The organism is Laedolimicola ammoniilytica, assembly GCF_025567165.1.
Taxonomy (GTDB): domain Bacteria; phylum Bacillota; class Clostridia; order Lachnospirales; family Lachnospiraceae; genus Laedolimicola; species Laedolimicola ammoniilytica.
Genome location: NZ_JAOQKC010000010.1, coordinates 56,241 through 69,598 on the forward strand (window position 1 = coordinate 56,241; position 13,358 = coordinate 69,598).

11 protein-coding genes are annotated in these 13,358 nt (G+C 54.5%); 8 read left to right on the forward strand and 3 right to left on the reverse strand.

Annotated elements, in window-relative coordinates; all coding sequences use genetic code 11:
* Nucleotides 1-60 precede the first annotated feature (60 nt).
* The 5 genes from OCV63_RS08910 (at nucleotide 61) to OCV63_RS08930 (ending at nucleotide 6,346) form a co-directional block, all read left to right on the forward strand.
* Nucleotides 61-1,083, forward strand: a complete 1,023-nt coding sequence (locus tag OCV63_RS08910) for a stage V sporulation protein AD (RefSeq protein ID WP_158363488.1) — start codon at nucleotides 61-63, stop codon at nucleotides 1,081-1,083.
* A gap of 18 nt (nucleotides 1,084-1,101) precedes the next feature.
* Entirely contained in the window at nucleotides 1,102-1,458 is a 357-nt protein-coding gene (locus OCV63_RS08915; RefSeq protein ID WP_158363489.1) for a SpoVA/SpoVAEb family sporulation membrane protein, read from the forward strand.
* 93 nt (nucleotides 1,459-1,551) lie between these two features.
* The gene (locus tag OCV63_RS08920; protein ID WP_158363490.1) at nucleotides 1,552-2,418 is read left to right on the forward strand and encodes a DegV family protein; all 867 of its coding nucleotides are present in this window, start codon (nucleotides 1,552-1,554) and stop codon (nucleotides 2,416-2,418) included.
* Between the two features lie 117 nt (nucleotides 2,419-2,535).
* Nucleotides 2,536-4,962 (forward strand): P-loop NTPase family protein, encoded by a 2,427-nt coding sequence (locus OCV63_RS08925; RefSeq protein WP_158363491.1) that lies wholly within the window; start codon nucleotides 2,536-2,538, stop codon nucleotides 4,960-4,962.
* A gap of 1 nt (nucleotide 4,963) precedes the next feature.
* Nucleotides 4,964-6,346, forward strand: coding sequence for an MATE family efflux transporter (locus tag OCV63_RS08930; RefSeq protein WP_158363492.1), 1,383 nt, complete (start codon nucleotides 4,964-4,966; stop codon nucleotides 6,344-6,346).
* A gap of 116 nt (nucleotides 6,347-6,462) precedes the next feature.
* Here OCV63_RS08930 and pfkB read toward each other — a convergent pair whose 3' ends face one another.
* Nucleotides 6,463-7,395, reverse strand: a complete 933-nt coding sequence (gene pfkB, locus OCV63_RS08935; RefSeq protein WP_158363493.1) for a 1-phosphofructokinase — start codon at nucleotides 7,393-7,395, stop codon at nucleotides 6,463-6,465.
* Nucleotides 7,396-7,597: 202 nt separating this feature from the next.
* Here pfkB and OCV63_RS08940 point away from each other — a divergent pair, with 202 nt between their 5' ends.
* Genes OCV63_RS08940 through glgB form a run of 3 tightly spaced genes read left to right on the forward strand, consistent with a single transcriptional unit; the run spans nucleotide 7,598 to nucleotide 11,620 of the window.
* Complete coding sequence (locus OCV63_RS08940) at nucleotides 7,598-8,176, forward strand: TetR/AcrR family transcriptional regulator (RefSeq protein WP_158363494.1); 579 nt, start codon at nucleotides 7,598-7,600, stop codon at nucleotides 8,174-8,176.
* A gap of 38 nt (nucleotides 8,177-8,214) precedes the next feature.
* Nucleotides 8,215-9,567 (forward strand): alpha-amylase family glycosyl hydrolase, encoded by a 1,353-nt coding sequence (locus OCV63_RS08945; protein WP_158363495.1) that lies wholly within the window; start codon nucleotides 8,215-8,217, stop codon nucleotides 9,565-9,567.
* A gap of 16 nt (nucleotides 9,568-9,583) precedes the next feature.
* Nucleotides 9,584-11,620 carry a 1,4-alpha-glucan branching protein GlgB gene (gene glgB, locus OCV63_RS08950; protein WP_158363496.1) on the forward strand — a complete coding sequence of 679 codons (2,037 nt, stop codon included), beginning with the start codon at nucleotides 9,584-9,586 and terminating at the stop codon, nucleotides 11,618-11,620.
* Between the two features lie 99 nt (nucleotides 11,621-11,719).
* On the opposite strand, the gene OCV63_RS08955 is transcribed toward glgB, so the two are convergent.
* Nucleotides 11,720-12,172: an FMN-binding protein gene (locus OCV63_RS08955; RefSeq protein ID WP_158363497.1), complete on the reverse strand. Its 453-nt coding sequence runs from the start codon at nucleotides 12,170-12,172 to the stop codon at nucleotides 11,720-11,722.
* Between the two features lie 228 nt (nucleotides 12,173-12,400).
* Nucleotides 12,401-13,264, reverse strand: coding sequence for a YitT family protein (locus OCV63_RS08960; protein WP_158363498.1), 864 nt, complete (start codon nucleotides 13,262-13,264; stop codon nucleotides 12,401-12,403).
* Nucleotides 13,265-13,358: the final 94 nt, after the last annotated feature.

The following is a 13,358-nucleotide window of genomic DNA, read 5'->3' on the forward strand; positions in this document are numbered from 1 at the left end:
TCGGAGAAAATAATTTCCAAATAGAAAATGGATAAAAGGAACACGGAGGTGCAAAAATACATGGACACAATTGTAGGGAAACAGAGCATCTGCTTTCAGCGGCCGCCGCAGATCGTGAGCGCGGCCAGTGTGGTGGGAAAGAAGGAGAGCGAGGGGCCGTTGGGAGCCCTGTTTGATGAGATAGAGTCGGATCCGATGGTGGGACAGACTACCTGGGAGGAGGCGGAGAGCGCGCTGCAGAAAAGGGCAGCGCAGTTGGCCATGCAGAAAACGGCGGAGCTTCCGGGGCCGGGCGTGCCGCCGGTGCGGTATCTTTTTTCCGGGGATCTGTTGGGACAGCTCATCGCCACGTCCTTCGGGGTGATGGATTTGAAGCTGCCTTTGTTTGGCCTGTACGGGGCCTGTTCGACCATAGGCGAGGCACTGATGCTGGGAGCCATGACCGTTCAGGGCGGGTATTCCGAGGCGGTGCTGGCCCTGACATCCAGCCATTTCGGCAGCGCCGAGAAGCAGTTCCGCTTTCCGCTGGGCTATGGAGGCCAGCGTCCCAAGTCGGCCACCTGGACCGTGACCGGCAGCGGGGCTTTCGTATTGTCCGGCAGCGGCGGACATGCGAAAATCACCGGAGCCACGCCGGGAAAGGTCATCGATTACGGGGTGAAGGATTCCATGAATATGGGAGCCTGCATGGCTCCTGCGGCCTGCGATACCATCTGTACGCATCTGGAAGACTTTGGAAGAAATCCGGAGGATTACGACGCCATTGTGACTGGAGACCTGGGCGTAGTGGGACAGAAGATTCTGATCGATCTGGCCAGCGAACGCGGCTACGATATTTCCGCCCGGCATCAGGACTGCGGGATTCTGATCTTCGATCCGGAGAAGCAGGACACCCACTCCGGCGGCAGTGGCTGCGCCTGCTCCGCGGTGACGCTGGCGGCGTATCTGCTGCCGAAGATCGAGAGCGGGGAGTGGAAGCGGATGCTCTTTGTACCCACCGGAGCATTGTTATCTACGGTAAGCTTTCATGAAGGCCAAAGTGTGCCGGGCATCGCTCACGCGGTGGTGATAGAACATTGCTGATAAGAAGGGAGAAAAGCCATGGACTACGTAAAAGCATTCCTCATCGGCGGCCTCATCTGCGCTCTGGTCCAGATCCTCATGGAAAAGACGAAAATGATGCCGGGCCGCATTATGGTACTATTGGTCTGCACCGGCGCGGTACTGGGCGCTGTCGGTGCCTATGAACCCTTCCGGAAATTCGCGGGCGCAGGAGCCTCTGTCCCGTTGCTTGGCTTCGGTAACGTTCTCTGGAAAGGCGTCAAAGAGGCCGTGGACGCAGACGGCTTCTTAGGTATTTTCAAAGGCGGCTTCCAGGCCAGCGCCGTAGGCATCAGCGCGGCCCTGGTGTTCGGCTACCTGGCCAGCCTGATTTTCCAGCCGAAGATGAAGAAATAAGTTAAAATGAAGTGTAAATTCTTGCCTTTTTCCAAACAAATTGCTATACTTGTGGTATTTGCAGTGGAAAAGTAATGGAAGGGGGCAGCCCAGTTGAAAAAGATAGCGGTTGTGACGGACAGTAACAGTGGTATTACGCAGGAAGAAGCACAGAAGATGGGAATCCATGTGTTGCCGATGCCTTTTACAATTGATGGAAATGAATATTTTGAAGGAATCAATCTGACACAGGAAGAGTTTTACGAGAAGCTGAAAGGAGATGCGGATATCGCGACCTCCCAGCCGTCTCCCCACGCGATCCTGAAGCTTTGGGACGAGCTTCTAAAGGAGTATGACGAGATCGTACAGATTCCCATGTCCAGCGGCCTGTCAGGCTCCTGCCAGACAGCGGCAGCGCTGGCGGCGGATTATGAAGACAGAGTATTTGTAGTCAATAACCACCGGATTTCCGTTACCCAGAGACGTTCCGTGGACACAGCCCTTGCCATGGTGAAGGATGGAAAAAGCGGTCAGGAGATCAAAGATTTCCTGGAAGAAACCGGAAAGAATTCCAGCATCTACATCACCGTAGCCACCTTAAAATACCTGAAAAAGGGTGGCCGTCTGACTCCGGCAGTAGCGGCCATCGGGACCATGCTCCGTCTGAAGCCGGTGCTGACCATCCAGGGCGAGAAGCTGGACAGCTGTGCCAAGGCCCGCACCATGCACCAGGCCAAACAGCTGATGATTGACCATATCCGGGAGGACATTGAGACCCGTTTCGGCGGCGTGGCGGCTCATAAGGTTCACATGGATATCGCGCACACCAACAACGAGGTCGAGGCCCTGAAATTCCGCGACGAGGTCGAGGCGGCATTTCCGGGATATCAGGTCGGTTTTGTAGACCCGCTGTCCTTAAGCGTATCCTGCCACATCGGCGACGGCGCGCTGGCGCTGGCTATTACAGAAATTACAGAATAAAAGTATGTTACACCCGGAGAAATGGCGAATTTCTCCGGGTGTTTTGCTTTGACAAGCATACAGCCCTGTGATACACTAAAGTTTAAGAATGTGCGGAAATAACTGAGGTGAATATCGTTGGATAAATATGAATTTCAGATAAAGACAGAACAGCTGGAAAAGCAGCTGGACAGGAAAAATTACGAGACGGCGGCGAAGATTGCGGACTCCATCGACTGGAGAAAGGTCCGCAATGTGGGCCTTTTGATGGAAGTGGCGGAAGCCTACGAATATACGGAACGTTATGAGGACAGCTATGAGATTCTGAATATCGCCTATGACTGCGCGCCCATTGGACGTATGATTGTATACAAGATGGCGGAGCTGGCGGTGAAGATGGAGGATTACGACGAGGCGGTGGATCTGTACAAGGAGTTCGTGAAGATCGCGCCGCACGATCTGGGCCGCTACGTGCTGAAATACAAGATTTACAAGGGCAGAGGCGCTGCCATCGAGGATCAGATCGCGATTCTGGAGGAGTATAAGAGCCGGGAATATCAGGAGCAGTGGGCTTATGAGCTGGCAGAGCTTTACTATCAGGACGGACAGCTCTCCAAGTGCGTGGAGGAGTGCGACGATCTGATTCTGTGGTTCAGCGAGGGCGAGTATGTGCGCAAGGCCATGGAACTGAAAATGAAGATCCAGCCGCTGACCGCGTCCCAGGAAGAGAAGTACCGCCAGATGGTGGGTGAGGAGCGGGCAAAGGATATCGAGATCAGGCCCGTAAATATGGAAGACAAGTTCAATACCGTGAATCTGCAGGCAGCCCTGGCGGAGGGCGTGCAGGATTATATTGAGGAAGAGCTGCACCATGAGGAGCAGGCGGAAGAACTGAACCCGGAAGAGCCTGAGAAAGAGCTTCCGACGGCTCCGGAAGAGGTACCGGAAGTGCGGGAGGCGCAGCAGTTTGAGGCCGTGGATCCGGATAAGCTTCTGCGGGAGAAAAAAGAGCCTTCAGAGCCTGTAAAGCCTTCGGGGTTTCTGGGACAGACCGATACCGGACAGATTACCTTCGATCCGGACGAGAGTGTCGTAGAGAAACAGATCACCGGCCAGATGAGCATCGAAGACGTGCTGAGCAGCTGGGAGGAGAAGAAGCGGGAGACCGAAGCGGCCATTGCTGAGGCAGCCAGGCGTGACGAAGAGCGAAAGAAAGAGCGGGACTACTTACGGGCCACCGGCCAGCTTCCGGATCTGAATATCGAAGTGAAGCAGACGGTACCGGAAGAGGTATTGCGTCTGATCGAAGAGATCGAGGGACGGTATCCCTATAAGGTTCATGTGGATCCCATCGAGCGTGACAGCTCATCGCAGACGGTGAAGGCGGCGATGGAGCCGCAGACGGAAGCGTCTGTTGTGGAGAAAAAAGAACCGGAGAAATCGGTGGATAATAGAAAAGAACCGCAGGAAATTCTGGAGGTTCTGGAAGCACCGTCAGAGGTCGAGACAGAGTGTGAGCCGGAGAAGACAGAAATTGCGGAGCAGTCTGTGGATACTGTCGGGACAGTGAAAGAGCCGCAGGAGATTCTGGAGATTCTGGAAGCGCCGAGTGAAGCAGCCGCGACAGAGGAGCCTGCAGCAGAAACTGTGGTGGAAGGTGTAAAAGAAGAACAGCCTGCGCAGACAGAGGCGACGGCGCCTGAGGAGCAGTCACAGCCGGAAGAGGAAGAGACAGAGACAGAGTACATCTCCCCCATGCTGGACAACCTGAAAAAGGATCTGGAAGAAACCGTAGCGACCCTGCCCTCCGGACAGCTTTCCGAGGAGCAGAAGAAGCTGTTTGCATACTTCACCTCTGTGCGGGGCATGAACCAGCAGCTGGCAGCCCTCCTGGAAGAGGATCGGATGCGGAAAGAACGCAGGGACGATTCTCTGCTTGGCAATATCGTCATCACCGGCGAGAGCGGCAATGGCAAGACCACGCTGGCGGCCGATATCGTAAAGGCACTGCAGAAGCAGCGCCGCATTAAGGGCGCGAAGATGGCCAAGATACCGGCGGATAACCTGAACGGCAAGAATGTATCCGGCGTGATTCAGAAGCTGGGCGGCGGAGCCCTGCTGATTGAAAAAGCGGGAGCTTTGAGGAGTGAGACTGCCGTACAGCTGTCCCACGCCATGACCCGTAAGACCGGCGGCCTTCTGGTCATCCTGGAGGATGAGAAAGAGGAGATCCGCAAGCTGTTTATCCGTTGTGAGAGCCTGGGAGCAAAGTTCACCCGCACCATCGATATCCCGGTGTTTACCAACAAGGAGCTGGTAGCCTTCGGAGAGTCCTATGCGCTGGAGCAGGAATGCGTCCTGGATGAGATGGCCGTGCTGGCCCTGTACAACCGCATCGGCAACAACCAGCGCAGCGATCACCTGGTCAACGTGGCCGAGGTCAAGGAGATGGTAGACGAAGCCATTGACCGGGGTGGTAAGAAAGGACTTTTTGGCAAGGTGAAGAAGAGCAGACTGGATGAGTTTGGTCATACCATTTTGTTGGAAAAGGATTTTGAGATTTAAAATGAGACATACAAATGATTTGGGAAAGGATCCGATATTCCCGCTGGTGCTGCGGCTTGCGATTCCCACCATGCTGGCACAGTTTGTAAGCGTCCTGTATTCCATCGTGGATCGGATGTACATCGGCGCAGGTGTGGGAAGTCTGGCATTGGCCGGAGTGGGCGTGTGCGCGCCCATTGTCACCCTGCTGTCTTCCTTTGCTTCTCTGATTAGCCTGGGCGGATCGCCGATTATGGCCATGCGGATGGGAGCCGGGGACGAGCGGGAAGCCCAGAAGATATTGAATAACAGCTTTTTTATGCTGCTGGTGACGTCAGTGCTTCTGACCTTTGGTTTTCTGGCCCTAAAAGAAAAATTTCTGATGTGGTTTGGCGCGAGTCAGGCCACATTTGCTTATGCGAACACCTACGTGACGATTTATACGCTGGGAACGCTTTTTGCGTTGTTATCCACGGGCATGAACAGCTTTCTGATTGCCCAGGGCTTTTCCGGCCTGGGTATGGTGACCGTCATGCTGGGAGCCGTGCTCAATATCGTTCTGGATCCGGTCTTTATCTTCGGCTTTCATATGGGAGTGGCCGGCGCGGCTGTGGCCACTGTGATTTCCCAGCTTGCCTCTGCGGTTTTCGTGCTGGTCAGTCTGCGGGGAAAAAGAATGCCCATAAGACTTGGCTGGGGCGGCTTTGCCAAACAGACGATGCGGAAAATCATAAGCTTCGGATTTTCTCCGTTTCTGATTATCGCCAGCGACAGTATCCTGCTGATTGTACTGAACACGGTGCTGCAGCGCTACGGAGGTCCGGGCGAGGGCGATATTCTGGTTACCTGCGCCACCATTGTGCAGAGCTACCTTCTGATCATTACCATGCCCATGAGCGGCATTACCCTGGGCAGTCAGCCGGTGGTCAGCTTTAATTATGGCAGGGGCGATGCGGGACGGATTCGGAAAGCCATTTGGTGCATCACCGGACTTTGTGTGATTTTCTGCAGTCTGATGATGGTATTTACGTATACGCTGTCGCCGCTCTATGTGAGTATGTTCACGAAAGACACGGAAATCAAGCTGCGATCCGTACGGTATATCAAAGTATTTACCGCCATGATTGTGCCGCTGGCTGTGCAGTATCCGCTGGTGGACGAGACTACGGCGCTGGGGCACGTGAAACGGGCCCTGTTCTGTTCCGCTTTCCGGAAGCTGATTTATTTTTCCTGCCTGATACTGCTTCCGATGCTGGTGAGCGCGGAAGCGGCGTTCCTGTCAGAGCCGGCTGCGGATGTGATAGCCGCGACGATGACGACGGTTCTGTTTTTGAAGACATTTCCGGGGATAGTGCGGGAGACGGAAGCGATGGAGAAAGCAAAAGAGAAGAAAGGGCAGATATAAAAGTACCGCCAGTCTGTAGAGGACTGGCGGTATCGTATTTTCAGATATTCAGCGTTCAGGAGGAAGAGTTATGTCAACGGAACGCTTTTGCTGTCAGAACTATTTTCAAAAAACAGTCAGGCGATGATCTCCAGCTCCACCTGGGGCAGAAGTTCCTTCACGTCGGCCTCCTGGGCCAGCAGGGTGCCTTCCTGGCGGACGGAACCGGCCGCACAGGCCATGGCATAGCGGAGCATATCGGCGGTATCCAGGCGCTTGCGGAGAGCATAGCACATACCGGCCACCATGGAATCGCCGGCGCCGGTCAGCCCCTTAGCCTCCACAGGAACGGCTTTCGCCCGGTAGGTGTGCTCCTGATCCAGCAATAGCGCGCCGTCGGCGCCCATGGAAATGCAGACATAGGGGATGCCCCCATCTACGATTTGGCGGGCAACCTCGAGGGGACCCTTGCCGGATTTCAGTTCGTTCTTGAAGGCCTGCTCAAATTCCTTACTGTTGGGCTTAATCAGGAAGGGCTTCTCTTCCAGTCCCAGCCGGAACGGTTCACCGGTGGTGTCCAGCACAGTCTTGACATCTTTTTTGTGGGCCAGGTGGATGAGGCGCTGATAGATATTGGCGGGGACGCCGGGCGGCACGCTGCCGCTTAACACCAGAATATGTGTGTGATCCAGTCGCACATCAATTTCGTCCACCAGCTTTTCGATGGCAGCGAAGGAGACGTTAGGTCCGGCCTCATTGACCTCAGTCAGGATGTGGTTGGACTGGTCAAAAAGCTTGATATTCGTTCGGATAGCGCCCTCTGAACGGACAAAATAGTATTGCAGGCCCCGGGCTGTCATGGCATGTTCCAGAGTATTGCCGCTTTCACGGAAGTTCAGTCCCATGCACATGGTTTCTTCTTTCAGGTTATTCAGCACGGTGCTCACATTCAGTCCTTTTCCGGACAGGTCTACGCGGGTATTCTTCACCCGGTTGTAAGCGCCGACTTCCAGATTATCCAGATAAATGGTTTTGTCGATGCAGGGATTTAAAGTTACAGATAAGACCATAAGTATACCTCTCTTAAAAGTGATTCACGAAACTCCCTCTGAATTTATTATAAAAAATACAGAAAAGAAAGTCAACGCCATCCAATAATCTGAAAAATAAAAAAGAGAGGAAAAGATTGGTGAAAATGTTGACGCATTATACCGTTCGGTATATAATGAAATAAAACACAGGATCAGCGGCATTTTAAAGAGGGCAGACAGTATGGATAACAGGGAAACGATTCTTGAGACAGCGCTGGATTTATTTTACACCAGAGGCTACGACGCGGTGGGCGTGCAGGAGATCGCGGAGCGGTCGGGCGTGACGAAGCCGACGCTGTACTATTATTTTAAAAGTAAATATGGTCTTCTGGAGCAGCTTCTGAAGAGCCGGAGCGAGGGCTTCGCGGCGGAGCTTAAAGAAGCGTGCGCTTACCACGGCGACTTGAAGAACACCCTGTGCGCGGCGGCCCGGACGGCGGCGTCCTTCGTGGCGCGGGAACCGGAGTTTTCGGCGCTTTTCGTGGCGCTCTATCACTCGGCCAGGGGAAATGACGCCTATAAGGCGGTGCGCCCCCTGGTGCTCCGCCTGCAGCAGGCCATCGAGCAGATTTTCATTGACGCCTCGGCGGATCTGGGCAATATGCACGGGCGGCAGCGGCAGTTTTCTTTAGGTTTTATCGGCCTGGTTCTGTACTATATCGTCATGAAGCAGGAGACCAGCAAACGGGAGGACGTGCAGATTACGGAAGAGGAGATCGAGGCGCTGGTGCATCAGTTCATGCACGGTATCTATTCATGATGGATTTTAGAAAAGACTTGTAAAGGGAGGAAGATAAGATGGCCAAATGGTATGAAGAAGCCATTTTTTATCATATTTATCCGCTGGGACTTCTGGGCGCGCCCAAGACCCATACGGAAGAGGGAGTAACGCATCGGCTCCGGGAGCTGGATGAGTGGGTGCCGCATATGAAGGAGCTCGGCGTCACAGCGACCTACATTGGGCCGCTATTCGAGTCCACCACCCACGGCTATGACACGAAGGATTACAGGCAGGTAGACAGCCGCCTGGGCGACAATGAGGACTTCAGGCGTTTCGTAAAGCTCTGCCATGACCATGGTATCCGGGTCGTGGTAGACGGTGTGTTCAACCACACCGGCCGCGAATTTTTCGCATTCCAGGATATTCAGAAGAACCGGGAGAATTCTCCCTACCGCTACTGGTATCAGGACGTGAGCTTCGAGGGCAACACCCATTACAACGACGGTTTTTACTACAAGGCCTGGCACAACTGCTTCGAGCTGGCGAACCTGAATCTCTGGGATCGGGGCGTGAAGGATTACCTGCTGGACGTGGTGCGGTTCTGGATCGATGAGTTTGATATCGACGGCATCCGCCTGGACTGCGCCGACTGCCTGCAGTTTGATTTTATGAAGGAGCTGCGCTGGGTGACGTCCCAGAAAAAGGCGGATTTCTGGCTGATGGGTGAGGTGATTCACGGGGATTACGCCCGATGGGTTAATGATGAGATGCTTCATTCGGTGACCAACTACGAACTGTGGAAGGGCCTGTATTCCGGCCACAATGACCACAATTATTTTGAAATCGCGCACACGATCCGACGGCAGTTTGACGCGAACGGCGGCATCTACAAGGGCTGCAGGCTCTACACCTTCGTGGAGAATCACGACGTGGATCGCATCGTAGATAAGTTAAACGAAAAGGGCTTTTTACAGTCTGTATACACTCTGATGTACACGCTGCCCGGTATCCCCTCCGTCTACTACGGCGGCGAGTGGGGCGTGGAGGGTCGGAAAGAGGGAGCCTGCGATGATCGTCTGCGGCCGCGCCTGATTCTTTCCGAGATGGAGGCGAATCCTCCGGTTCCGGAACTGAAAAAATTATTATGTAAACTGGGAGCCATCCATCAGGCACAGCGAGCGCTGACCGACGGCGTGTACCGGGAGCTGCTTCTGACGAACCGGCAGTACGCATTTGCCAGAATCCTGGGAAATGAGGCCGTGGTCACAGCGGTGAACAACGATGCAAACCCGGTCCACATGGAAATCAACTGTCCGGTGTCCGCATCAGGCGCACAGGAAGTGCTGACCGGCACGGACGCAGAGATCCGGGACGGCAGAATTATCTGGGAAATGCCCGCGTATGGAAGCGCGGTATTCATTTTGAAATAAAAGCAGGGGTGAGATTATGAAGGGTAAGAGAACACGGGCGGATGCTAAAGTAAGAGAGGCAGAGAAAGCGGCGAAGAGAGCCGCGCAGGGAAATAAACCGAAGAAAATAGCTGCAGTAAAAGCGACAGAAGGAAAGGCGGTGGCACAGAAGCCGGAGGTATCCTGCTTCATCAGCGATTTTGACCAGTATCTGTTCGGACAGGGCAATCACTATGATATTTTCCGGAAGCTGGGGGCGCATCTGACGGAGCATGAGGGACAGAAGGGCGTACATTTCGCGGTCTGGGCGCCCCATGCGGTGCAGGTGCATGTTATCGGCGAATTCAACGGCTGGAATGAGACAAGCCATCCCATGAACCGTCTGGAGCCTTTGGGCATCTGGGAGCTGTTCGTGCCGGGCGTACAGCTTGGCTGTCTCTATAAATATCTGATTGAGGCGCAGGATCACAGTCTGCTTTACAAGGCCGATCCTTACGCTACCGAGGCGGAGATGCGTCCGGGTACCGCGTCGAAGGTATCCGATATCTCGGATTTCCGTTGGTCGGACAAGGACTGGATGGAGAAGCGGAAAAAGAAGGATCCGAAGGAAGAGCCCATGGCCATCTATGAAGTGCATCCGGGCTCCTGGAAGAAGCATCCCCATGGTCCCGATGAGGACGGGTATTATAATTACCGGGAGCTGGCCCATGAGCTGGCAGATTATGTGCTGGAGATGGGGTACACCCATGTGGAGCTGATGGGCATCGCTGAGCATCCCTTCGACGGTTCCTGGGGTTACCAGGTGACCGGCTACTATGCGCCCACCTCCCGCCACGGCAGCCCGAAGGATTTTATGTATCTGATCAATTATCTGCATCAGAAGAAGATTGGCGTCATCCTGGATTGGGTTCCGGCCCATTTTCCCAAGGACGCCCATGGTCTGGCGGACTTCGACGGCCAGCCGTTGTATGAGTATCCGGATCCCAGAAAGGGCGAGCATCCCGACTGGGGCACCAAGGTATTTAACTACGAGATGAACGAAGTGAAGAACTTCCTGATTGCCAATGCCCTGTACTGGGTCGAGGAGTTCCATGTGGACGGCCTGCGCGTGGACGCGGTGGCTTCCATGCTGTACCTGGATTACGGCAGAGAGTCCGGCCAGTGGATTCCGAATAAGTTCGGCGGCAATAAGAACCTGGAGGCCATCGAGTTCTTCAAGCATCTGAACTCCGTGCTGCTGGGCCGCAACCCGGGCGCGGTGACTATCGCCGAGGAGTCTACGGCATGGCCCATGGTGACGGGCAGCCCCGAGGAAGATGGTCTGGGCTTCTCCTTCAAATGGAATATGGGCTGGATGAACGATTTCCTGGAATATATGAAGCTGGATCCTTATTTCCGGAAGGGCGCGCATAATCTGATGACCTTTGCCATGACCTATGCCTACAGCGAGAATTATATTCTGGTGCTGTCCCATGACGAGGTGGTGCATCTGAAGCGCTCCATGATCAATAAGATGCCGGGCGAGTACGAGGAAAAATTCGCGAACCTGAAGGCGGCTTACGCGTTCATGCTGGGCCACCCGGGCAAGAAGCTACTGTTCATGGGGCAGGAATTCGCCCAGCTCCAGGAGTGGAGCGAGGTCAGGGAGCTTGACTGGTATCTGCTGGAGCAGGACCAGCACCGGGAGCTTCAGGCCTTCGTAAAGGCATTGCTGCATCTCTATCAGAAGACCCCGGCGCTCTACCAGCTGGATACCCATCCCGATGGTTTCCAGTGGATCAACGCCAACGACGGATACCGCAGCATCTTTTCCTTTATGCGCTTCGACAAAGCCCGGAAGAAGAACCTGCTCTTCGTCTGCAACTTCACGCCGGTGGAGCGCCCCGATTACCGTGTGGGCGTGCCGAAGAAGAAGCAGTACAGGCTGGTACTGGACAGCGATGCGGCGGAGTTTGGCGGAAGCGGCGTAGAGAAGCCGACCGTCTACAAGGCCGAGGTCGGCGAGTGCGACGGTCAGCCGTACTCGATCGCTTATCCGCTTCCGGGGTATGGAGTGGCTGTGTTTGAGTTTTAGAGAATAAAGGATAAGAGTATAAAATAACCAGGTCGTTTTGCAATATCATTTCTGATAAAGAAAGATATTTGTAAAACGGCCTGGTTTCTGTTTATTTGGTCAGGGTGTATCGTCTGCCTGCGGCGCAGCCGCCTTCTCCAGCGCCCGCTCTACGGCCCCGAGGATCACCTGAGAGGTGTACTGAGTGTCCTCTGAGTAGTCCAGTCCTTCCAGAGACTGGGTTTCGCAGATCTGCTCCGCCAGGTTGTCGAGGGCGGGTTGCATCAGGGGGTACATGGTTTCGATGGCTTCGCTCAGGTTATTATAGGCGATGGATTCGATGCGGGTCTCGCTTACGGTGACAGCTACGTCTACGGCGTTGCCGCCCAGGGTGATGGACGAGGTGTAGACGCCGGGGGTGTATGCAGCATCGGCAGATGCAGGGCTCTTTTTGCCCTTCGGCGCGAACATGTAGACCAGCAGCAGAATCAGAAGGATTCCCAGCGCCACAAAGATTCCGGTGTAAATGAGCTCCTTCATGCGGAGCACGACAATTTTGGTTTTCGAACTCAAGGAAAGCCCTCCTGCGGGGGATTCGATTGTTATAGGATATGCGGGAGGGAAGCGGGATATACGTATCATACCACAAACGGGCAGGGACTGTGTATTTATCTGTGCGCATCGTTTATCTGACACTGTATGTCTCCCACGGACGCAAGATCCGCAGGAGACACACAGCGTCCGCTAAAAAGCTGCACACATGATAAAATACACAGTTCCTGCCCTGTTGTATCGTATAGATTAGCGCTCGATGAAGCCTTCCCCGAGGACTTCCCGGACATCGGTTACGATGACGAAGGCATTGGGATCACACTCTTTCGTCAGTTCTTTGAGCTGTACGATCTCCTTTTTCGCGACCACACAAAAAAGCATGTTCTTCGCGTCTCCGGAGTACATGCCGGTGGCGGAGATGCCGGTGACGCCGCGGTCCAGATCGGTCATGAGGATCTGGGACAGCTCGTCGGGTTTTTCGGTGATGATGAAGGCGGCTTTGGAGAATTTCAGGCCGTCTATGAGGCCGTCGGCGATGTGGGAGGTCAGGTAGATGGCGATGATGGCGTAGAGGGTCATCTGGACGCCAAACAGGTACGCGCCGAACAGGACGATGAGGGTGTCCAGGATCCACATGATGGATGCTGTGCTATAGTGCCGAAGGAAGTGTTGAATCAGGGCGGCGATGAGATCAGTGCCGCCGGTGGTGGCCTGGGCTACGAAGACAAGGCCGATGCCGACGCCCATGATGAGGCCGCCGTAGAGGGCTGACAGCAGCAGGTCGCCTTCGGCGATGGGGATGACCGGAAGGACGGACAGCCAGAATGACAGCATGACGGTGGCGAAGCCGGTGCGCAGCAGGTAGCGGAAGCCTTTGAGCTTCACAGCCAGCAGCAGGAACGGCACGTTCAGGATCAGGTTGGTGACGGACAGCGGGACGCCGCCGGGCACCAGTTTTTTGGTGAGCTGGCGGATGATAATGGCCAGACCGGAAAAGCCTCCGGTGATCAGGCTGGACGGATCGAAGATGGACGCCACGGCGAAAGCCATCAGGGCGGTGCCGACGACGATGAGCAGGATGTCCCGGAGTTTCATTTTTCTTGTAACTGACATATGATAGTTTCCCTTTCAAGTATTTCTCTCCGGGATCAAAATTATCATAGGAAGGAAAAAAAAGCAAGGGGGAAGTGCTGGGAATCTCTTTGTG

Excerpts from the sequence above, each read along its gene's own strand:
- OCV63_RS08910 (WP_158363488.1), top strand. The coding sequence starts at position 61 with ATGGACACAATTGTAGGGAAACAGAGCATCTGCTTTCAGCGGCCGCCG.
- OCV63_RS08915 (WP_158363489.1), top strand. The coding sequence starts at position 1,102 with ATGGACTACGTAAAAGCATTCCTCATCGGCGGCCTCATCTGCGCTCTG.
- OCV63_RS08930 (WP_158363492.1), top strand. The coding sequence starts at position 4,964 with ATGAGACATACAAATGATTTGGGAAAGGATCCGATATTCCCGCTGGTG.
- pfkB (WP_158363493.1), bottom strand. The coding sequence starts at position 7,395 with ATGGTCTTATCTGTAACTTTAAATCCCTGCATCGACAAAACCATTTAT.
- OCV63_RS08940 (WP_158363494.1), top strand. The coding sequence starts at position 7,598 with ATGGATAACAGGGAAACGATTCTTGAGACAGCGCTGGATTTATTTTAC.
- OCV63_RS08945 (WP_158363495.1), top strand. The coding sequence starts at position 8,215 with ATGGCCAAATGGTATGAAGAAGCCATTTTTTATCATATTTATCCGCTG.
- glgB (WP_158363496.1), top strand. The coding sequence starts at position 9,584 with ATGAAGGGTAAGAGAACACGGGCGGATGCTAAAGTAAGAGAGGCAGAG.
- OCV63_RS08960 (WP_158363498.1), bottom strand. The coding sequence starts at position 13,264 with ATGTCAGTTACAAGAAAAATGAAACTCCGGGACATCCTGCTCATCGTC.